We start from the raw sequence: 21,520 nt of genomic DNA, 5'->3' as shown, positions 1-21,520 counted from the left end.
CCCAATTCAAAGGATGATGTGTCGACATAAATCTTCATTGTTAAGTCATTGGATTGCTGAATAACGGTTTGTCTTTCTGCATCAGGACCAGCTCTGTGAAGGGACGACTTTATCATCATCGGCGTTTAAAGTCATAGAAATAAGTTCACTACCGTTATGATCGTTCATCACATTTCCAACCCTCTTTAATTCTCTCAGAAGCATCAAGGTTTCCGCCCATCCGTCCGCTCTCCATTAACCATAGTTTCAATTATTGACTTGTCCCAGAATCTCAGCATTAAAGTACTGATTCCTTCACATTAGTGTCAGTGCACCTAAAATATTCTTTGTCGTTGGGTTTTCAGAAATACATGTGAACCCTGCTTCACTATAGAAGTTCTGTAATTTGGACGTTGGATGATATTCTACCGTAGCACAACAAATTCCACCAATCCGATAATAGGCATCCTGAATATACTGCAGCGCCTGATTCAGAATCATTTTCCCGGATACATCGGATTGCACGGAAAAGTTACGAGCAAGTTGAGCAATCAAATAACTATGCAGAACATAAGTATCATTAACTTTACGAATTCCTAATGATTTTCTCCTAGAATTAGATAAACTTGCAAAGTCTTTTCTCTGATCACGATGAACAGCAATTTGAAAAGTCTTGGTCATCCGTGTAAAAAAACCTGCTATTTGATAATCATTGTCGAGAAATAAATGCGTTCTTGAAAAACTCTGCGCATCCGTCTTTAATGCATTGATTCGAATAAAATCTTGTAACGCTTATCAAAACATGTAAAAGAAGAGAGGGCGCTTTTAACCCTCCCTTCCTCAATTAAGATAAACGGACAACCAGCATTATTTCTCACTCCATACCTCCCTAATTCGTGCAAGATGATAATCACGTTCTTCAGGGGACATGTCGTTTAAGTTTTTCGTACCTGTTTGCGGAAAATGTCTTGGTGTCATTGACTCTAATTTTCTTATGGCATCGACACTAATCGTAAAGTCATGCTCTCGCGTCTCGAGTTCGGTTGCCATTTTTTCATTCTCCCCTTTTTTATCCTGCATACATAAACACCACCTATTCTTAAAAGCTCTTAGTACTAATTTTGTGGAAAACTGATAAAGCATATCTGAGGATCACACACTAAAACAAGCGCATACCATACATACCATGGTTTGCGTTTGTTTTGGTACTAATTGATGTTGCAACATGCTTCCGAGTCAGTTTTGCTGTGCCGTCGGTCGGACAATCACTTCATTGATTGCGACCTCATCGGACTGGCTGATTGCATAGGCAACTGCAGTGGCAATGGCTTCTGGTTTAATTCCGCGGAACTTCTCCTTTTCTTCGACCTGCTTTTTGATCTTGGGATCGGTGATGGTGCTCGGCAATTCGGTTTGTACCGCTCCCGGCGATACATTCGTGACGCGAATGCCGCTGTACGGCGATTCTTCAAGGCGAAGGCCTTCAGCAATAGCTCGAACCGCAAATTTGGTCCCGCTGTAAACCGCCCAGCCGCCCCGGCTCACGGCATAACCTGCGACCGAATCCGTATTAATGATATGCCCTGATTTTTGCTCGCGCATCATAGGCAGTACAGCAGCAATGCCATAGAGCACCCCTTTAATATTGACGTCAATCATCCGCTCCCATTCCTCCACTTTCAAATCGCGCAGCGGCGATAGCGGCATCAAACCGGCATTATTGAAAAGCACGTCTACATGGCCATATTTTTCAACGGCTGTCTGAACAAGCGCTTGAACATCCGTTTTGTTGGTCACATCCGTTTGCTGGAAAGCGACCTCGCCTCCCGCTTTGCGAAGATCAGCAGCCAGCTTTTCAAGCCGTTCGGTGCGCCGCGCACCAAGAACCACCTTGCCGCCTTCTAACGAAAGCTTGCGTGCCGTTGCTTCGCCAATTCCGCTCGACGCTCCGGTAATGACGATGACCTTGCCCTTAATATTGTCCATCGCTGTATCCCCTCCATATAACTGGTACCAATTTCAAGCAGCTGCCCGCTTGTCCTAGTAGCTATTGTCGCGGATTTTCTTAAGCGTGTATAGAACCAAAATTCAAATAATTCTGGGGCCACATACTCTGGAGCATTTGAATCCCTTGATCGGCCAATCTGCTCACTCTTTTCTCAATCTTATAAACGAAAAATTAATCCGTATTTTCGACGGCCTTTAAATCAAGTCCAGATTTTTTATAACGCAACATTTTATAGAGCAGCTCACTGATATAAGCTCCTGCTTCAACGGGGGGGATTCCTTGTGCATGGATGTTCGACACGACCGTACGTCTCATTTCCGGCATCCCCATGGTTGGCCTATAGGCGATATAGGCACTCATGGACTGCGCCGTGGCCAATCCCGGCCGCTCGCCGATCAGCATGCACACCACATCAGCATCAGTAATTTCACCAATTTGATCCATCACGCCAACCCGGCAATACGTGACGAAAATATGCTGTTCGCAATCGAGGCCATAATAATTCAACCCTTGCTTGATCGCTGGAATAATTTCCTTTATATTAGCCTCGATCGCGGCAGAACTTAGCCCGTCACCAACAACGAGTTGGATTTTCGGATGATTAGTGATGCGTTTCTTGATTTTTTCTATATATTCTTTTGCAAATCGGCGTCCTAAGTCCGGACGTGTCAGGTATTCGTCTTTTGAGCAGCAGCGTGTCTGGATGGCAATAAAATGCATTTTTTTGATTAAGTCGGGATCTACATAAGAAAAAACCGAATCTTGAGCAGCTGCATGATCCGCTCTGAATCGTAAAATTGATTGTGTTTTATATCTCGGGCCACAGCGCCAAAGTCCGAGCCTTGCCGGAGTGAAGGACTTCATTTTCATGTAGCCGTCCAAATGATGCGAATTCGGAACCAAGAGCTGCTCTCTCAAATTAATTTCCGAGATATCACTTAGTCCTTCACTTGACTGATTTATCTCTTTTTCCATGAACTCATCTCCTTCGATTTATTTTCATTTAGAACCTTGTCTCGCACTCTATTTATTGAAGAAATGCCGCTTATCCTCGTATTCTTTCATTCAAGAAAAATAGATGCATCGCCGGCGCGTTCCGTTAACCGCCCGTTCTCGACGATGCCGATTTTCTCCATCCATTTTTCGAATTCTCGAATCGGATGCAGATTGAATAATTCACGGATGGTCGCCGTCTCTTGAAATCCTGTTGATTGATAATTGAGCATCACATCATCTGCATGCGGGACACCCATAATATAATTGCATCCAGCTGAAGCAAGCAGAACGGTGAGATTCTCAGCATCATTTTGATCAGCCTTCATGTGGTTGGTATAGCAAACATCACACCCCATCGAGAGGCCTGTCAATTTACCCATAAAATGATCTTCCAACCCGGCGCGTAGCACTTGCTTTGCATCATACAAATATTCCGGACCAATAAACCCGACAACCGTATTGACAAGAAACGGATCAAATGTACGAGCAAAACCATAGCATCGCGCTTCCATCGTTACCTGATCTGCTCCAAAATTCGCGTCAGACGATAATTCAGAGCCTTGGCCGGTTTCAAAATACATGACATTCGGGCCCCATGCCTGACCCTGCTCTTCTGCAAGCTGGCGCGCCTCAGCCAGCATGCCGCGATTTATGCCGAATGCCGTATTGGCTTTCTCTGAACCGGCAATGGATTGAAAGATCAAACCGGTAGGAGCACCTTGCCTGACGGCTTCCATTTGTGTTGTAATATGCGCAAGCACACAAGTTTGCGTCGGAATCTCCCACTTGCTTCGGAACTCTTCGAATTTATTTAAAATGTTTCGCACACTTTCTACAGAGTCATTTACGGGATTAAGACCGATCACTGCGTCACCGGAACCCATACTGAGTCCCTCCATGACTGAAGCCATAATTCCATTTAAATCATCGGTCGGGTGATTCGGCTGCAGCCGTGAAGAAAAGGTTCCTGGGCGTCCGATGGTTGTATTTGCCGTTTTCTCAATATGTATCTTTTTCGCAGCATAGATCAAATCCATATTAGTCATTAGCTTACAGACAGCGGCAATCATCTCAGCGGTTAGTCCTCTTGATAGACGTTTGATCTCACTGTCTGTTGCCGCATAGGAGAGCAGCCATTCACGAAGTTCTTCGACCGTCCAACTTTTTATTGATTGAAAGATCCGCGTGTTCACACCATCAATAATGGTTCGCGTCACTTCGTCCTCGTCATAGGGAACAACCGGGTGGTTAAAGAGATCATTGAGTGTCAGCTGAGCAAGGACAATTTTCGCCGCGACACGTTCCTGCGCGCTTTGCGCAGCAACACCGGCCAGCTGATCCCCCGATTTTTGTTCATTGGCTTTTGCCAAAACCTCTTTAATCGAATCAAACGCATACAGCTGCCCCTCCAGCATCGTCTTTAAAATCATAAAGCGGCACCTCCCTAATTGCTGAATAAAAGTGTTTTGACACTAACCGGCAAAACGGTCGTATGTGGCACAGGTGTTCCGATATCGATATAATCGCCGTGATTAGCATTAATGCGATCAATGCAGATATAAGAATAGTTTTGCGGCAGATTGTAAAATAAACTGTGCCCCAATGCTTTGGCGATATCTTCTTCCGTAATCACAATCAGTGGCAGATTTTGGTCAAGCAATGCATGGGCCCCCGAAACAATTTCTCGTGCGCAGTGCTGTAATTGATTAAAAGAAGGACTTTTTAAACCGACGATATATAGGGCAACATTTGTGAGTTCTCCATGGGTACGAAAGATTTCAAGACCGCTTTTGATTTGATCCGCTAACCCAAGCGCGTTGCCGTTCATCGGTTCAATCGTCAGTTTGATCATTGGCACATTGCGGACAGGGAGCGCATCCGGCGTATAAGCAATCGTACTTCCGCTGACAGTGATCGAATAAGATCCGGCCCCGACCACCGTAGCTCGAATCGTTTCTTGCGGCGTCACAACCTGTTTATATCGATAAATCTTTGAGTGCCGCAGCCGCTTTCCCAGTAACAGGCCAATATCCCCATAGACAAAAGGCTGACGATTTTCCGATTGCATCATACAATCGGCCACACCGCCGGAAAAGGAAATGGATCGAATCCGATCCGTATCACGTCGCGTAAAACAATGATTCGTGACAAGCAAGTCAAAAAAACGGGTTCTCTCGCCAATGCCGATGCTGTTTTCCAATACTTGAACAAAGACATCAAGAATTGGATTTAGCGGTTCTGTGGATCTCAGGATGGTTCCTTCAAAAAGATTGAGGTTTAATTGATGAATGAGCTGCTGAATTTTCGGAGCAATATAGCTGATCTGCAGCGTCATTGGATCAACTTTAATTAATCGGCCGCCAATATCAAAGCAGGCCGTGTCAAGGACCTGATCGCCATCCAAAGCAGCAAGATTGGTCGTTCCGCCACCAATATCTAGATTTATAATCGGCACTTTTCTTTCCAACGAAACCTTTCCCGCTCCTGATCCTTTAGCCGCTAAAATGCCTTCAAGGTCAGGACCGGCGGTTGTCACCACAAAGTCGCCGGCATCTTGACTCAGCGTTTGTACAACACGATCAGCATTCTCTTTTCTGGCAGTCTCACCGGTGATCATGATGGCACCCACTCCGATTGACTGTTTGCTTACCCCCGCCAACATGTATTGTTGACCAACAAATCGTGCAATCGCTGCATAATCAATTTGATAGCCTTGCGAAAGCGGCGTAAAGATAATGTCGCTTTGGTAAATCATCTCTTTCTTTGCGATGACGATATTGGGAATCGAAAAGAGAGATGCCTTATTTTGAATGGTTAACCTTGAGAGGATTAATTGTGTTGTGGATGTGCCAATGTCAATACCCACACTCAAAACAACAGATTCCAATTTTCGATCCTCCTTCTCCCAATTCCTGAACAAATAGGTTGCAGAAAGATTAAGATGTGCTATGATTTACTACATGTTATAATTCCTTACGTATTAAGATCATTTTAACTCTTTTATCTGCGATTGGTGCAATTATTCCTGTTTTTATTCAAAATCAATGTAAGGTGATGCGACAAAAAAACGACTATTGATGGCTCATCTCGACGTTTTCTTCCCCGACTTAACCACTGAGGGTTTTCATCTAAGAACGAACTCCTAGATTGCATGTATTAAATTCTGAATTTTTTGTATTATATTTCATCATTTCAATGACTGTTCCGTCATGATTTATTTCATAATAAAGGAGATCCTTTCTATGCTATTACTTGGGATTGTGGTGAACGTTCTTCTTCTCATTGTCATGTTCGCCATTATACTTAAGGCTAATCGTTCGATCGTCCGTGCGCGATCGAAAAATGCGCCGTCAGAAGATCTTAAGTCATTCGGGTATAAACAAGAATTGTTACGTGATATGGGCGGCTTTTCAAATTTTGCGGTCTCGTTCTCAATTATTTCTATCCTTACCGGAGCCGTAACCCTTTATGGCTATGGATTTAATCAAGGCGGACCGGCAATCATGGGTGTCGGCTGGCCGCTGGTTACTCTATTTGTTCTATTCATTGCTGCAGCCATGGCAGAACTGACATCGTCCATTCCAACATCAGGCGCGATTTATCATTGGGCATCGATTCTGGGTGGACCAAGATGGGGCTGGTTTACGGGATGGCTGAACATCATCGGTCAGGTGACTATTGTTGCGGGGATTGATTTTGGCTGTGCCGGTTTTGCCTCAGCTCTGCTGTTCGGCAATCCAACGCATGGACAGACCCTGGTCACCTATGCTGTGATTCTCATCATGCACGCCACGCTCAATCACATCGGGATCAATGTTGTTTCCAAACTAAACTCTTTTTCAGCCATTTATCATATTATTGGCGTCTTCATCATCATCGGCGTGCTGACTGCTTTTGGTCCACGCCATAATGTCGGCTACCTTTTCAATGCTGATTTCTCAACCGTAACAAGCGGCAGCACCCCTTATTGGTTCGCTTTTCTTGTTGGGTTGCTCCAGGCACAATGGACACTTACCGGGTATGATGCTTCTGCGCATACAAGTGAGGAGACCATTGATCCAAAAGTTAGAGCTCCTTGGGGTGTTTATCTGTCCGTTGCCATATCAGGAATTTTTGGGTTTATTCTTCTCGCCATCGTTACGATGTCCATTAAGGACCCTTCTGCGGTTGCTCAAGCCGGCGGTAATGCGTTTATCGTCGCGATTCAACAAGCGGTCGGTGGATGGTTCGGCCAGGCGATGCTCTGGATGGTCACAATCGCGATGTGGTTCTGCGGACTGTCTTCAATTACCTCATCCTCACGCATGATTTTTGCATTCAGCCGAGATAAAGGGCTGCCGTTTTCTAAAATTTGGTCCCATGTATCCAAAAAATTCTATACACCGAACTACGCAATCTGGCTGGTGTCCGTGATCGCCTTTCTGTCCGCAATTTTCAATAATGTTTACGCTGTAATCACTTCGCTTAGTGTGATTGGTCTCTATGGTTCCTACTTTGTTCCCATCTTTCTTAAGTTGCGGGCAAAGAGCAAAGGCGCCTGGACGGCGAAAGATGACGGTCCGTGGAACTTGAAAGGTTGGAGCGGTCCCGTGAGTGTGATCGCCTGTGCTTGGATTATTTTCTTAGTTGTCCTGATGGTAATCTCGCCGAGCGACGTGACCATAACAAGCCATTACACGCTTCACTATGCCACGGGAAAAATCTTTATTTCCGTTCTCTTGCTGCTGACCATCTACTTCTTTGCCTATGCAAAGAGTCATTTTAAAGGACCGCACTTAGGTTCCTATGCTGAAATCAGCGAGCGGCTTCGCAAAAAAGAAGATGCCGTTGTTCCCTCCGGAGAAACCGTTCAACACTAACAAACAGCCACTGTAGATCAATAAAAAAAGTCATTCTGCGTGATCGATGCGCCGGAATGACTTTTTTTCTTCCCATTTTATTCAACGAAATGTGAGAAAGCATCCTTATCCGCGCTACCGATTGAATAAAAATCATCTAACTATAAGCAGATGACTTGTCGGAAAATAGGGGCTGTGTTAAAGTAAATTTAAAATCAATCGTGCACGATTGAAATAGCTGCATAACTGGGGGGAGCGGTAACGATTCCGGTTAATGAATCCATTAGATTGGATAATCAGCTTTGTTTTGCGGTTTATAATGCGAATCGCCTGTTTAACAAGTTCTATCAACTCGCACTCGCGCCCTTTCATCTGACGTACGCTCAGTATGTTGTTCTGCTGGCGCTTTGGGAAGAGGATGGGCTGATGCTGCATGCACTCGGACGAAGACTGCATTTAGAAAGCAACACGCTGACGCCGCTTCTTAAGCGTTTGGAAACCGCTGGCTGGCTTATACGCCGGCGGTCACCTGAGGACAAAAGGCAGTTATTCGTCCATCTGACTGATTTTGGACGACGAAAACAATCCGAAATCCTTCAGGCAGTGCAACACTGCGGTCGGCAAACGGACCTAACCGAAGATCAGTACAGACTCGATCTGAAAAAGATTCAGGATCTAAATGCAGCACTGAGGAAATCGATTGCGGACATGGAGGCAGAACACTGAATGCCTTTGGCGGTTAATTTACAAATAAAGGGATGATCGAAAATGAGTATTTATGAATTTAGTGTCAAAGATTTGAATGAAAACTCAGTATCATTGGCTAATTACAAAGGAAAAGTACTGCTGATCGTCAATACGGCGACACAATGCGGATTCACCCCTCAATACGAAGGGATTCAGAAACTGTATGAGAACTATCAACCAGAGGGTTTCGAGATTCTTGATTTCCCTTGTGATCAGTTTGGGCATCAGGCGCCGGGAACAAACGAAGAAATTAATCAATTCTGCTCCATGCGCTATCATACGACTTTCCCCAGATTTGCTCGGATTAACGTCAATGGCGAACATGCCGACCCACTCTACACCTATCTGAAATCACAGAAGGGCGGCATACTCAGCTCCAATATCAAATGGAATTTCACAAAATTCCTGATTGATCGTTCCGGGGCAGTCGTTCAGCGCTACGCATCCACAGTGAAGCCGGAAAAAATCGCTGAAGATATTGAAAAGCTGCTGAAACAGCCGATCAACGGCTGAATCTCTATTGCTTGATTCTATCATCATACCGTTAACCATACCTGTATAAAAAAATACTACCTATATCATAACGTTATGTTTAACAATCCTAGCAAGGAAAGTTCGTCATGAAAAAAGAAGCTGATGCATTGTGCAATCAGCTTCTTTTCGCTTCAAATTCTTCCTTCACAGTTGTTATTCCTCAGTTATGTCAATCTTTTTCCCCATACCGAAGGAGCCTTCAACTAGACACTGTTGCGCTGAGAAGTCAGCGGCCAAATCCAGGGCTTTTTTTATCGCTTCATTCTTGCCGGCAGCATTGCCAAGCGCCGTATAATAGTGAACGAGGAAGCAAGTGAGAAAAGCATCTCCGGCTCCCATGGTGTCTCGAGCTTTGATGTAATGGGCCGGCTGACGATAGCATTGACCTTTTGTAAAAAAGAATGCGCCCTTTTCGCCCTGGGTACAGAGCACACCATCGCAGCCGTAACCGGAAACGCGTGAAGCTAGGTCTTTCAGTTCGTCCTCGGTCAAATGACTGCATGAAAAACAAGCAATGTCAATGTACTTGGCGACGCGCTTAATATCTTCTTCCGTAAATTCACTGGAGAAATCATAAGACATCGGAATACCTAGTTGGTGAATCAATGGGAGCGCATCATCAGAAAAGCCATTGATATTGCAATGAATCAAATCAAAGCTTTTTAAGTATTCCACATCTTTGTTAGAAATCGTTAAGCCATATTGGCTTAGGACGCCGCCGCGATTGCTTCCCAAGAAAACGCGATCACCGTCTTTGAGCGTTACTCGGGCATAGCCGTTCTCGCCTTCATAAATGCGACAGTGAGAGAGGTCCACTTCGTAAGCCTTAGCGGATGCCTGGACATGTTCAGCAATCTGATCCGTCCCAAAAGCGCCGAGAAAAGCGGATTCAAAGCCAAGCTTTCTCGCGAATACTGCGAAATTCAAGGCATTGCCGCCGGGATACATCGTCTGTCTCGATTCATAAATATCAACAACATTATCGCCAAGTCCTAAAAAACGCACATCTGAAACCTTCCTCCATTTACGACTTCATGTGCTTCTTTTCAGAATCACTCGTCTTTCTGATCTTCGATAACGAAGCTAACCCGATTGACATCATAGTACATCAGTGAATGATAGATCGCTGTGTTGTATTGGTTAAAGGCCGTCTTGTCCAGCTGGTAGACGGGAGTGCTGACGTTACAATTCAAGTAATTCGCGTTTTTTTCATTTGCAAGCAAAACATTCAACACCTTATAAGTGCTTTTTAAGGTTACGCCATATTTCTCTTGCAAGACTTCGTGGGTTGAAACATGGTCATCGATATACGCTTCCAAACCATGAAAACGACTGATTGGATAGCTATTCACCTCGTAGCCAAGCGGAACATCTTTAATATAGAGAATGCGGCAAAGTTCCAAGATTTCACTTTCAGGCGGAATCGCTAATCGTTTCGCAATAAACGGAGAACACGGTTTAATCATTTTCTCAACGATCTTACGTTCCGGCTTCTGGCCCGTCTCTTTCATATACTCTGTATAGCCATCCGGCGAAATTAAGCTTCGCTTGATCTTTCCCCTTTTTACAAAGGTGCCTTTCCCCTGTTTGCGAACGAGGTAACCACTTTCCACCATATCCTGTAGAGATCGTCTGATCGTAATGCGACTGACCGCGTATTTTTCACACAACTCGGTTTCAGAGGGTAACCGTGAGCCTTCCGTATACGTATCATTGTGAATCTCCTCAATGATCTTTCTTTTGACTTGGATATAGAGTGGATATAGGTTATCTTTGTTTAGCATCGTCCGACTTCCAATCGTTTAATAGTTTGAAATGAACTCTATTTTATAATGATAGCATAGCTCATCACATCACACTCTTTTTGTGTCAGGTCGTCAAACTCCGTTTTTTAATAGAAAAGATCACCGGTCCGATCAGAAATGAGGAACGCGATGATCCTTATACAATTTATTGTCTATCCGTACAGTTCCCGTGAAACTGCGTCAACTTCTGTTTTTGCAAAAAGATTAATAGGATAGTTTCCACATATATCTTCTTTTTGACAGCGGGTGATTTCGAGCAATCGCTAATTGTTCTGCAAAAATACGAAGCACACCCTCGATCAGAATCGGATTAAAATAATCAACGACATCTTCGGCAATATAATTGAGCAACGCGAAATCCTTTGCGTCTATGACTGTTGTTTTCGCATCGAAACGATTTAAGAATTCCAATGCTCGTGAATCCATCGGACGCGTGCTGCCCTCGCTCATCAACAGCAGGAATGGTTTATCCTTTTCAACGATTTCAAAAGGACCGTGGAAGAACTCGCCACTATTGAATGAACTTGAATTGATCCATTGCATCTCAAGCAGCAGACAAATTGAGAAGGAGTAGGCGACCTCTGCTGTCGCTCCGCTGCCCATGACATAAATGACCGGAGCATCCTTGTACGCTTCACCAAATTGTTTCGCTTGAGGGAGCAGTAATTCGGTTGCTTCATCGATCACATCATAAATTTTTCCTACACCTTCGATGAAATGATCGTAGGCGTTATACCCTTCGAAAGCATTCAAGATTTCTACAGCCAGCGTCAATACTTTGGTCGGTTTTGATACCTTAGCCGAATAGCTTTCATGAAATCCGTGCGTGACCACATAGTCTGCATCTTTCGTCAAAGGCGATTGAGGGTCATGGGTCACTGCAATCGTGTGCGCACCCAGTGATTTAGCAAGGCCCGTTGCCTTAACGGTCTCCGGAGTTGTTCCACCCAGCGAGCACGTAATCACGATACTGTGTTCGCCAACTGCAGCAGGCGTATCATAGTTGAATTCATTCGCTGTAAAATGGCCGGCAATCAGCTTCTTTGCATTCTTTCTCAGAAAGTAGAAGCCCGGATAGAGATCCGCTTTCGATCCTCCGCATCCTACAAAATAGACACTGCTAATTTCACTTTGCTTGCTCTGAATTGATCGAATGATTTGATTAAGTTCCAATGGTTATTCCTCCCAAGAATTACAGTTAGTTAATGAAGAATTTTAGACAGAAAATTTTGCGTGCGTGCATGTTGCGGATGGCTAAATAATTGCTCCGGCGTATTTTCTTCAACGATTTGGCCGCCATCCATGAAGAGAATGCGATCACCAACTTCTTTGGCAAACCCCATCTCGTGGGTGACAATAACCATCGTCATGCCCTCTTTAGCCAAGTCTTTAATAACGGCCAGAACCTCGCTTACCATTTCGGGATCCAACGCCGATGTCGGTTCGTCAAACAGCATCGCAGTCGGCTGCATCGCCAGTGCCCGCGCAATCGCGATTCTCTGCTGCTGGCCGCCGGAGAGGGTAATTGGATAAACATCCTTCTTGTCTCTCAATCCAACTTTACTTAGTAAATCCATGCCCAGCTGTTCTGCATCACCCCTTTTCATTTTCTTAACACGGATGGGGGCATGGCAGATATTCTTAATCACCGTTTTATGAGGAAAGAGGTTAAACTGCTGGAAAACCATGCCCATTTTTTCCCTGACTTGATCAATGTTGACTTTTCGATCCGTAATATCCTGCCCATCAATGATGATCGATCCCTGAGTTGGTGTTTCCAGCAAGTTAAGACAGCGTAATAGCGTGCTTTTTCCAGATCCGGACGGACCGATAATAACAATCACTTCGCCGTCATGAATCGTACAGTTTATATCATTCAGCACTTCATGACTGTTAAAGGACTTGTACAAATGTTTAACGGTGATCACTGCTTTTTAACCTCCTTTCAACGAACGTGAGCAATCTTGTCAACGTTAAGGTTAGGACGAGATAGATCAAGGAGCACACGATAATCGGTTCAAGTCCAAGGGCGGTTGTCCCGCGCACCGTGGTGGTCTCATACATGAGCTCGGCGATCCCGATCACGGACACCAGCGATGAGTCTTTAATGTTGCCGATGAACTGGTTGCCAAGCGCCGGAAGAATGTTTTTAAAAGCTTGTGGAAGAATAATGTCAAGCATTGTCCTTCTGCTGTTCATGCCAAGACTTCTTGCGGCTTCCGACTGACCATAGGGCACCGCTTCAATCCCTGAGCGCATCGTTTCCGAAATATAGGCCGAGGCATGGATCGTAAGCGCAATAGCCCCCGTTGTAAAGTCGGGAATATTAAGCTGGGTGAGCATTGGCAAGCCAACATAGACGAGATACACTTGCGCAAGTAATGGAGTCCCTCTGATAAACTCAACGTAAGCAATACTGATCCAGCGAACCACTTTGATTTTGGAACGTCTCATTAAGGTTAATAGGACTCCTAAAATCGTACCGGCAATCACTGAAATAATTGCCAGCAATACAGTGACATACGCCCCTTGCAAAAAGAAGCTGTAGTATGATCCCAAAAAAGAGAAATTCAAGAATTCCAACCCCAATCCCAATTATTGGAATTATATAAATACTGAAAAGACAATGTCGTATGGCTCATGATTTGACGCGTGTAATCACTTGTTTATTCCTTAACATACTTCACTTGTTCGATAATCCATTTTTCATATTGTCCTTTGTATTTGGTGATCGCAGTGTTTACCGCATCCTTAAAATCTTTGCTTGAGTGATTCGGCATTGCGATCGCTGCACCGGCAGTATCGTCATTGTATTTTAAATTTGTTTGCGCAAGCGACGGATTCGCTCGAATGAGCAGCTCAGCGGTTGGTACGTCAACGAGCATAGCATCGGCCTTATTATGGGCAACGGCAAGCGCCAAGTCATTCGATTTCCCGAGGAGTTTTAAATGTGCTTTTGGAAAATACTTTTGAGTAACCGCCTGCTGAGTCGAGGAATTAATCGTAGCCACGGTCGCATTTTTCAACGCAGAAGGCTTCGCGTATTTACTCAATTCACTTTTCCTTACAACAAACACATTGGTGCTTTTATAGTAGACTTTTGAAAAATCCGCCGCTTTCTCACGTTCCGGTGTCGGACTCATTGCAGAAACGATCATATCTATTTTTCCGCTCTGCAAAGCCGGCAGCAATCCATCAAAATCCATATCCTTAATCTCGTATTTGACATCCATCTGCTTGGCAATGCGCTTCACCAGTTCAAGATCAGCACCTTTAATCTCATTTTTGCCGTTGTTGCTGTAATGAAATTCATACGGAGGGGTTGCTGCACTGAGGCCAACAACGAGTGTTCCCCTCGCCTTGATCTTTTCCAAACTCGTCTTCTTGTCCCCATTGCTTCCACAAGCAGCTAGCGAGAACATCAGAATGAAAGTAAAAGACAATGCTGAAATGATTTTAAATACCCTTTTCCCCAACTCAATACATCTCCTTTAACGATAGATTTATATCAGCTCATTTTGAATAGTGAGATAATATTAATACGTATTATAACGTTATGTCTTTCAATGACTTAATATTATATTCTAAATATTGCAATGTCAATATAATATTTTAATATGTCTTAACATTTTGTTATATTATCTGACATAAAAATCTTGTAAATGTTGATAGATCAAGCATTTACAAAGGAAAAATAATTTCATTAGAAAAACTAGGCTACCTTGTTCCTTAATCTCCAGCCATGTGTGATCGTCTCGTGTCTTTTCGGTGCTGAATCGCCGCTTCGGTTACTCGCTGGCACGCATCAACTAAGCGCGATCCCGCAGGCGCCAGAGTACCTCCGCTTGGATTCTTGCCAAGACACGGGTCTATTGGTTTAAAGACGGCGCAAAATCTTATGCTTTCTTATCCTGTTAGAAAAACTAGGCTACGCCTAAGGTATTGAATTAAGAAACACATTAATATATAATGTTTTCAATTGAATACAGGAATCACATACTTCTTATCAAGAGAAGCTGAGGGACTGGCCCGATGAAGCTTCAGCAACCGTCGTTGTAGGGCGACAAGGTGCTAAGTCCAGCAGGGAAATCTGAAAGATAAGGAAACCGACCAAGTGTTTTCTTATACCATTAAGAGAGCGCTTTTTTCATTTCTTTAATTTGGGATGAATGGGTTTGCTGAAGACAAAGGAGGGAATGGCTCACTGCTAAGCAAGTTAGGTTGGCGTTTTTCCTAGTAAACCTATAAAATTACCAAAATAATTTTACATAGGTTTCGAGATTTTAGCTCTACGCTTTAAAATTGCATTTTGGAATGAATTGCATGTAAATTCATAGTAAAAAGGTAAATTTAATATTTTTAATGGAGGTATTTTGCTGTGAACCATCTTCGAATGAATCGTTTTATTTGTTTAATTATTGGATTAACTCTGGTGTTTACTCTCGTCGGCTGCGGATCGCAAGCTTCCGATCAAACGGATTCTGCCCCTACAAAAGGGGGAACTTTGAAAGTGGCCTATGCTTCAGAACCCGATACATTAGATTGGTCGTTTACTTCGGCCACCGCAACACGGGATATCGGTTGGAATATTTTCGAAACACTTTTTGCTTTGGATAAAAATTACACGATTAAGCCGTTACTAGCAACCGGTTATAAAGTAAGCAGCGATAAGAAAACCTACACCATCACGCTTCGCAAACATGTCCCGTTTCAAGACGGATCGGTGATGTCGGCCGATGATGTCATTGCTTCGCTGGACCGATGGAGAAAAGTATCTTCTGTAGGCCAAATCACGAACAGCTATATTAAAAAAGTAAGCAAATTAAATGATCAGACCCTTCGTGTTGATTTGAAAACGCCTTACTCCTCCTTTATCGAAAGTATGAGCGCACCGAAATCTGCATTGGCGATCATTCCTGAAAAAATAGCGAAACAAGCGCTTGATCAACCTTTAAATACAAAGCAGCTCATCGGAACCGGTCCCTACCAATTCGCAAAATGGGACAAAGGGCAAAAGATTGAATTAAAACGGTTTAAAAAGTACGCATCACGCAAAGAAACAAATTGGGGCGGCCTGACCGGGAAGAAAACGGCCTATTTCGACAAAATCGACTATTTGATCGTCAAAGATACGACCGTCAGGCAAAATGGTTTGAAAACCGGTTTATATGACTATGCGCAAGGCATTCCTTCAGATCTCTACGACACGTTAAAGAATTCCAAACAAGTCGCACCGGTGACTTATATCAATGGCTATTCGACGCTGACCCCCGATAAAAGTGAGCCGCCGTTCAATGACCTAAAAGCGCGGCAAGCATTGAATGCAGCGTTAAATAAAAAGGCAATTGCGCAAGCAACTTACGGAAATCAAAAGTTCTATCAGCTGGACGGCGCCCTTTTCGATCCTTCCCAAAAACAGCTCTATACCAAGGAAGGCACTGCGGGTTACCTTGCCTATAATAAAGCCAAAGCAAAACGGCTTTTGAAAGAATCAAGTTATGACGGCAAACCGCTGACGATCATTTACTCGAATGACAACGATAACTACAAACGGATTGCAGAAATCGTCAAGCAGCAAATGGAAGAAGTCGGATTTAAAGTCAATTTGGTGCCTTATGAATGGACAACCTTCCTCGCGAAATGGAAAGATCCAAAGAACTGGGATCTGGAAGTCGTCGGCTGGTCGACACGCTTCTCACCAAGTGAATTGGGCATGTTGGTGCTGAATTCGAATAATAGCGGCTGGTATGAAAGCCAAAAATGGTCTTCCCTTTTAACGCAATGGGGAAAGGCGGACACAGATGTTCAAAGAAAAGCCGTTTTGAAACAAATGAACGAAACGGTATACAGCGAACTGCCTTTCTATAAGATCGCAAACGAATCATCGTTTGATCTGCGAAGCACCAAGCTGCACTATGACAGTTGGTTAGGTGAACGATTCTGGAACACTTGGAAGACAAGTGAATGAGACCGTGCATCGTCTGAGTCGTTCCATCAGATGAAGGAGGAAAAGTCTTGCTTAGATATATCGCAACGCGTGTCGTATCGTTAATCCCTATATTATTTATTGTCAGCTTGATTGTCTTTTTGATCATACACTTGACCCCAGGCAATCCCGCTGCCCTGATTTTGGGACAAGACGCCAGCCGCGCAAGTATTCATCAATTAGAGAATAAATTGGGGCTCAATGAACCTTTGTCTATTCAATATTTGGATTGGATGAAGAAACTCTTAACCGGAGACTTAGGCCAATCGGTGTATTCATCTGAATCTGTAAAAGGAATCATCGCTTCCCATATCGGACCAACCATTAATTTGACGGTCTTTGCACTTGTCTTAACATTACTTGTTGCGATCCCTACAGCTGTCATCGCTGTTTGGAAGCGCAATACATTACTAGATCCTATTTTCATTTCGCTTTCTTTACTCGGCGTCTCCATCCCTGCGTTTTGGCTGGCCATACTGCTTGTTTTGATTTTTGCGGTCACGTTTCCTATTTTCCCGGTTGCAGGATATGTTCCGCTTTCCAGAAATTTCTTCAACGGGCTCTACCACCTCTTCCTGCCGGCCGTTATTTTAGCTTGCGTGGAGACGGGGTTGATCGCAAGAATGCTGCGCGACGGCATGCTGGAAGCAATTGGCCAGAACTATACGAAAACGGCTCGAGCAAAAGGGCTTAGTGAAAGCGCCGTGCTTTTAAAACATGTATTTGTCAATGCCTTGATTCCTACAACAACCGTTGTCGGTACGATGGTTGCCGGACTATTAGGCGGGACGGTTATCGTGGAGACAATTTTCACGATTCCAGGTATCGGTCAATTGTTAATTGATTCCATCTATCGACGCGATTATCCCGTCATACAAGGCGTAATTCTGTTTATTGCTGTGATTTATGTCTTGGTCAATCTGCTCGTTGATCTTATTTATACTTTATTGGATCCTCGGATTCGATATAACTAAGGGGCTTAAAGCATGCTGAAAAAAAGAATTTGGATTGCTGCCGGCATTTTGATTGTCTTGCTGTTGGCGTCGGTGACTTCTTCTTGGTGGCTGCCGCATTCACCGACACATATCGAAGCCACGCAGCGCCTACATGGCATTTCAGCCCACAATTGGTTTGGTACCGATCACTTTGGGCGCGATGTTTTTGCACGAACGATTGCTGCAGCCAAGGTTTCCTTTTTCATCGGGATGGCCGTTGCGTTCATTGCGACCGTCTTAGGCACTCTTGTGGGGCTCGTTTCCGGCTACTATAGAAAAGTTGATTTTATCATCATGCGCATGATTGATGGGATGATGGCTTTTCCTGCTTTACTGTTGGCGCTCGCTCTTGTTGCTGCACTCGGCGGATCAATGACCAATATCATCATTGCCCTGACCTTTGCCAATTTCCCACAAATGACGCGCGTGATTCGCTCAGCGGTACTGAAAGTCAAACAGCTTCAGTTTATTGAGGCGGCTGTGACCACCGGAACAGGTCCATTCACGATCTTGTTTCGCTACGTGTTGCCAAACGTGAGTTCTCCGATCATTGTGCAGGCAACCTTTACGTTTGCAAAAGCAATATTAGCAGAAGCAGCCTTAAGCTTTTTAGGTCTGGGCATCAGTCCGTCCATTCCAACATGGGGAAACATGCTGCAGGAAGCACAGGAATATATCACAATCGCGCCTTGGCTGAGTATCTTTCCTGGCATTGCGATCGTCATCACCGTGCTTTCGTTAAATATTCTCGGAGACGGATTAAGAGATCTCCTTGATCCGCACAGGACTAAAACCATGCAGCATTTCAAGCGCAAAACGCAGCTGAAACGCGCAAAAACAGAGTCGACAAAGCAGGAGGTGATCTAATGCTCGAGGTTAACCATTTAAAAGCCTATATTGATTCATCCAACGGTCTCGTAAAAGCCGTTGATGATGTGAGCTTCTCAATCAAGCGCGGTGAAACAATCGGCATTGTTGGCGAATCCGGCAGCGGAAAAAGCGTTTTAGCCCAATCATTAATGCAATTAAATCCTTCACCCCCTGTGTTTTATCCTCAAGGTGAAATTTTATTTGAGGGCAAGGATCTGTTAAAAAAATCGACAAAAGAATTATGCGCGCTTCGCGGTAATGAACTCGCGATGATCTTTCAGGATCCCTTATCAAGCTTAAATCCTATTTTCAAAGTGGGCAGACAGCTGATCGAAGCGATTCAAAGCCACAAAAAGATCGCTCATAAACAAGCAGAAGCTCAAGCATTGCAGTTGCTCAGAGATGTTGGGATTCATCAACCTCAACAATGTATGAAAAGTTACCCACACGAATTATCAGGAGGAATGCGCCAGCGCATTGTGATCGCAATGGCATTATCCGGCGAGCCGAAACTGTTGATCGCTGATGAACCGACAACGGCTCTGGACGTAACGATTCAAGCACAGATCTTAGGGCTGTTAAAACAAATCCAATTGAAATACAAGACGGCGATCATCATCATTACCCATGACCTGGGCATTGTTGCAAAACTCGCTGATCGCATTTTAGTTATGTACTCGGGAAAAATCGTTGAAGAAGGCACTGCGGAAGACATCTTCTATCAGACCGCGATGCCCTATACATGGTCACTATTGCGCGCCATTCCCAGCTTGAAATTGACGCGCCATGATCGTCTGATGTCCATTCCCGGGCAGCCACCCAACTTGGTGTCGCCTCCTGCCGGGTGCAATTTCAGTCCAAGATGTCCGTTTGCGACACCGCAATGCATGGAAACGGAGCCTGAACTGACCGCTGTTGGGGCTCACCACAAGAAAGCATGCTTGTTAACCGCGCAAGCGTTTGAAGAAAGCAAACATCGATTTGAACAGAAGCAGCCTGAGGAGGTGTAACCCAGTGAGCAGTGAACTCGTACAAGTCAAAAACTTGAACGTCACGTTTACGAAAAAACGCGGTTTTCTAAAGCATCATAGCGATGAGACGAAAGCCGTAAACAACGTGAACCTGTCCGTTAAAGAAGGCGAAACGCTCGGCATTGTCGGCGAATCCGGCTGCGGGAAAAGCACGCTGGCACGAACACTCTTGACCCTGCAGAAACCAACCTCCGGAACCGTATTATTTAAGGGAGAGGACATTTTTCAATACACGCATGCCGAAAAGCATAAATTCCGGAAAGACGTGCAGATGATTTTTCAAGACCCATTCTCAAGCCTTAATCCGAGAATGAGCGTCGGCGAAATCATCGCCGCACCATTAAAAGCTTTTGGCTATCCAAAAGAAGCCATAAAAAAGAACGTCCGGACATTAATGGATCTCGTTGGCATTGATCCGAAATATGCCAATCGCCTGCCCCATGAATTCTCCGGAGGACAATGTCAACGTATCGGCATTGCCCGCGCCATCGCGCTGAAACCGAAGCTGATTGTCTGTGACGAACCGGTCAGCGCCTTGGATGTATCGATTCAAGCACAAATCATCAACCTGCTGAAAGATTTGCAGAAAGAATTTAATCTCACGTACCTGTTTATCTCTCATGATTTATCCGTCGTCAAAAATATTGCGGACCGAATTGCCGTTATTTATTTGGGACAAGTGAAGGAACTAGCAAGCAACGAATCCTTTTTTACACATCCTTCACATCCTTATACCAACAAGCTGCTTTCAGTGATCCCGATTCCTGATCCTAAAACAGCAAAAACAAGAACATGGGCCTTTGTGAAAGAAGACCAACCGAGTCTGATCACTCATTCATCAGGCTGCGCGTTCTATCCTAGATGCCCGATTGCACAAGATTACTGCAAAACGCATGATCCTGAATTGACCCAGCTTGCCGAACACCATGACGTTGCCTGTTTCTATCCGATGAATCAGGGAACGCGCTAACCGGCACTTCCAAATCATTTCATAGCAACAACAACACAAATCCCCCAAACGGTACATCGCTATTTGGGAGATTTGTGTTTGATACAAAAAGGCTGCTCCTTAATCAGATGATCATTTATACGTCTGCAGTCCTCAGCCGTTTTTTCTTCTCCACCCCTACAGCTCCAATGGTCGATCGCTGTACAGGGTCCAGCCGTAAGCTGCCGATGTGGCGGAGTATTGATTTCCCTTTTTTCCATAGATTATGCGCGCAGAGGTGACGACAAAGCCCAATGATTCAACAGCCTTTTTGATTTCGTCACTGTTCCGGTAGTCACCAAGCTGCGACTCGGTTTGGGTGGCGTACCAGATGGCCCGCATGACAATGCCTCCCAAAGGATAGAATTTGCCGTTCATCATGAGATGGTGCTTTTCATATTGATCCGGATCTTCATGAAGCCGAACCACTTGCGCGTTGTCCATTTCTTCAACAGCAAGCAAGATATGATTCGTGTTTAGGCCTTTTGGAATCATTGGAACAACCCCCTTGTTATTATCATTATTTTCTGACTTTATTAAGTATAGCAATTCGTTCCTCCATCAATCAATACTGTTCACGGTTTGTTCGGAATTTAGCGAATAATCCTTCCTTTTTTGCTATTTATTGTAAAAAAGCAAGCCATATTCCGTAAAATGAAAGCATCACTAGCAATGCTTCTTGCATTTCCACCATGTACAGCCCCATTCACCAACGCTCCCTTTTAACAAAATGCAGGGCTACT

Annotated in this window: 21 protein-coding genes and 1 riboswitch; of the genes, 8 read left to right on the top strand and 13 right to left on the bottom strand. The window is 44.3% G+C overall.

Translation table 11 applies throughout. The features are described from left to right. Nucleotides 1–294: 294 nt before the first annotated feature. The 6 genes from K7399_RS00285 to K7399_RS00260 all read right to left on the bottom strand — a co-directional run bounded on the left by K7399_RS00285 (nt 295) and on the right by K7399_RS00260 (nt 5,870). Nucleotides 295–660 (bottom strand): hypothetical protein, encoded by a 366-nt coding sequence (locus K7399_RS00285; protein ID WP_028984263.1) that lies wholly within the window; start codon nt 658–660, stop codon nt 295–297. A gap of 186 nt (nt 661–846) precedes the next feature. Then, complete coding sequence (locus tag K7399_RS00280) at nt 847–1,059, bottom strand: hypothetical protein (protein ID WP_028984264.1); 213 nt, start codon at nt 1,057–1,059, stop codon at nt 847–849. Between the two features lie 156 nt (nt 1,060–1,215). Further along, a complete protein-coding gene (locus tag K7399_RS00275) occupies nt 1,216–1,965 on the bottom strand; it encodes an SDR family oxidoreductase (protein ID WP_128166160.1) in 750 nt (249 codons plus the stop codon). Between the two features lie 193 nt (nt 1,966–2,158). Continuing rightward, the gene (gene eutC, locus K7399_RS00270) at nt 2,159–2,962 is read right to left on the bottom strand and encodes an ethanolamine ammonia-lyase subunit EutC (protein ID WP_128166158.1); all 804 of its coding nucleotides are present in this window, start codon (nt 2,960–2,962) and stop codon (nt 2,159–2,161) included. 86 nt (nt 2,963–3,048) lie between these two features. Continuing rightward, nucleotides 3,049–4,413 carry an ethanolamine ammonia-lyase subunit EutB gene (locus K7399_RS00265; protein WP_028977584.1) on the bottom strand — a complete coding sequence of 455 codons (1,365 nt, stop codon included), beginning with the start codon at nt 4,411–4,413 and terminating at the stop codon, nt 3,049–3,051. Nucleotides 4,414–4,427: 14 nt separating this feature from the next. After that, a complete protein-coding gene (locus K7399_RS00260; RefSeq protein WP_223362440.1) occupies nt 4,428–5,870 on the bottom strand; it encodes an ethanolamine ammonia-lyase reactivating factor EutA in 1,443 nt (480 codons plus the stop codon). A gap of 355 nt (nt 5,871–6,225) precedes the next feature. On the opposite strand from K7399_RS00260, the gene K7399_RS00255 reads away from it, so the two are divergent. The 3 genes from K7399_RS00255 (at nt 6,226) to K7399_RS00245 (ending at nt 9,081) form a co-directional block, all read left to right on the top strand. Beyond that, complete coding sequence (locus tag K7399_RS00255; RefSeq protein WP_128166154.1) at nt 6,226–7,842, top strand: amino acid permease; 1,617 nt, start codon at nt 6,226–6,228, stop codon at nt 7,840–7,842. A 267-nt stretch (nt 7,843–8,109) separates the two neighbouring features. Continuing rightward, nucleotides 8,110–8,547, top strand: a complete 438-nt coding sequence (locus K7399_RS00250) for a MarR family winged helix-turn-helix transcriptional regulator (protein ID WP_223362439.1) — start codon at nt 8,110–8,112, stop codon at nt 8,545–8,547. Nucleotides 8,548–8,589: 42 nt separating this feature from the next. Further along, nucleotides 8,590–9,081 carry a glutathione peroxidase gene (locus K7399_RS00245; protein ID WP_028984270.1) on the top strand — a complete coding sequence of 164 codons (492 nt, stop codon included), beginning with the start codon at nt 8,590–8,592 and terminating at the stop codon, nt 9,079–9,081. A 174-nt stretch (nt 9,082–9,255) separates the two neighbouring features. Here the strand turns inward: K7399_RS00245 and K7399_RS00240 are convergent, their stop codons facing one another. The 6 genes from K7399_RS00240 to K7399_RS00215 all read right to left on the bottom strand — a co-directional run bounded on the left by K7399_RS00240 (nt 9,256) and on the right by K7399_RS00215 (nt 14,383). Next, entirely contained in the window at nt 9,256–10,107 is an 852-nt protein-coding gene (locus K7399_RS00240) for a PfkB family carbohydrate kinase (protein ID WP_028984277.1), read from the bottom strand. A gap of 47 nt (nt 10,108–10,154) precedes the next feature. Continuing rightward, nucleotides 10,155–10,886, bottom strand: coding sequence for a UTRA domain-containing protein (locus tag K7399_RS00235; RefSeq protein ID WP_028984278.1), 732 nt, complete (start codon nt 10,884–10,886; stop codon nt 10,155–10,157). Nucleotides 10,887–11,111: 225 nt separating this feature from the next. Next, nucleotides 11,112–12,080, bottom strand: a complete 969-nt coding sequence (locus tag K7399_RS00230) for an SIS domain-containing protein (protein WP_128166152.1) — start codon at nt 12,078–12,080, stop codon at nt 11,112–11,114. Nucleotides 12,081–12,109: 29 nt separating this feature from the next. Beyond that, nucleotides 12,110–12,835 carry an amino acid ABC transporter ATP-binding protein gene (locus tag K7399_RS00225; protein WP_028984280.1) on the bottom strand — a complete coding sequence of 242 codons (726 nt, stop codon included), beginning with the start codon at nt 12,833–12,835 and terminating at the stop codon, nt 12,110–12,112. After that, on the bottom strand, nt 12,822–13,481 hold the full coding sequence (locus tag K7399_RS00220) for an amino acid ABC transporter permease (protein WP_028984281.1): 660 nt from the start codon (nt 13,479–13,481) through the stop codon (nt 12,822–12,824). The genes K7399_RS00225 and K7399_RS00220 overlap by 14 nt, the downstream gene beginning before the upstream one ends. 92 nt (nt 13,482–13,573) lie before the next feature. After that, nucleotides 13,574–14,383 (bottom strand): transporter substrate-binding domain-containing protein, encoded by an 810-nt coding sequence (locus K7399_RS00215; RefSeq protein WP_128166150.1) that lies wholly within the window; start codon nt 14,381–14,383, stop codon nt 13,574–13,576. A 524-nt stretch (nt 14,384–14,907) separates the two neighbouring features. Then, nucleotides 14,908–15,011: riboswitch (SAM riboswitch) on the top strand. A gap of 274 nt (nt 15,012–15,285) precedes the next feature. Here K7399_RS00215 and K7399_RS00210 point away from each other — a divergent pair. Genes K7399_RS00210 through K7399_RS00190 form a run of 5 tightly spaced genes read left to right on the top strand, consistent with a single transcriptional unit; the run spans nt 15,286 to nt 20,759 of the window. Then, entirely contained in the window at nt 15,286–16,875 is a 1,590-nt protein-coding gene (locus tag K7399_RS00210) for an ABC transporter substrate-binding protein (RefSeq protein ID WP_128166148.1), read from the top strand. 47 nt (nt 16,876–16,922) lie between these two features. Then, nucleotides 16,923–17,867: an ABC transporter permease gene (locus K7399_RS00205; protein WP_128166146.1), complete on the top strand. Its 945-nt coding sequence runs from the start codon at nt 16,923–16,925 to the stop codon at nt 17,865–17,867. Between the two features lie 12 nt (nt 17,868–17,879). Beyond that, entirely contained in the window at nt 17,880–18,755 is an 876-nt protein-coding gene (locus K7399_RS00200) for an ABC transporter permease (RefSeq protein WP_051575350.1), read from the top strand. Continuing rightward, the gene (locus K7399_RS00195) at nt 18,755–19,768 is read left to right on the top strand and encodes an ABC transporter ATP-binding protein (protein ID WP_128166144.1); all 1,014 of its coding nucleotides are present in this window, start codon (nt 18,755–18,757) and stop codon (nt 19,766–19,768) included. Before K7399_RS00200 ends, K7399_RS00195 begins: the two co-directional genes overlap by 1 nt. Before the next feature lie 4 nt (nt 19,769–19,772). Next, complete coding sequence (locus K7399_RS00190; protein ID WP_028984285.1) at nt 19,773–20,759, top strand: ABC transporter ATP-binding protein; 987 nt, start codon at nt 19,773–19,775, stop codon at nt 20,757–20,759. Nucleotides 20,760–20,915: 156 nt separating this feature from the next. On the opposite strand, the gene K7399_RS00185 is transcribed toward K7399_RS00190, so the two are convergent. Continuing rightward, nucleotides 20,916–21,272: a hypothetical protein gene (locus tag K7399_RS00185; RefSeq protein WP_128166142.1), complete on the bottom strand. Its 357-nt coding sequence runs from the start codon at nt 21,270–21,272 to the stop codon at nt 20,916–20,918. Nucleotides 21,273–21,520: the final 248 nt, after the last annotated feature.

This window comes from Sporolactobacillus terrae (assembly GCF_019930545.1).
Classification (GTDB): domain Bacteria; phylum Bacillota; class Bacilli; order Bacillales; family Sporolactobacillaceae; genus Sporolactobacillus; species Sporolactobacillus terrae.
This window is presented reverse-complemented; position numbering and strand designations above follow the sequence as displayed.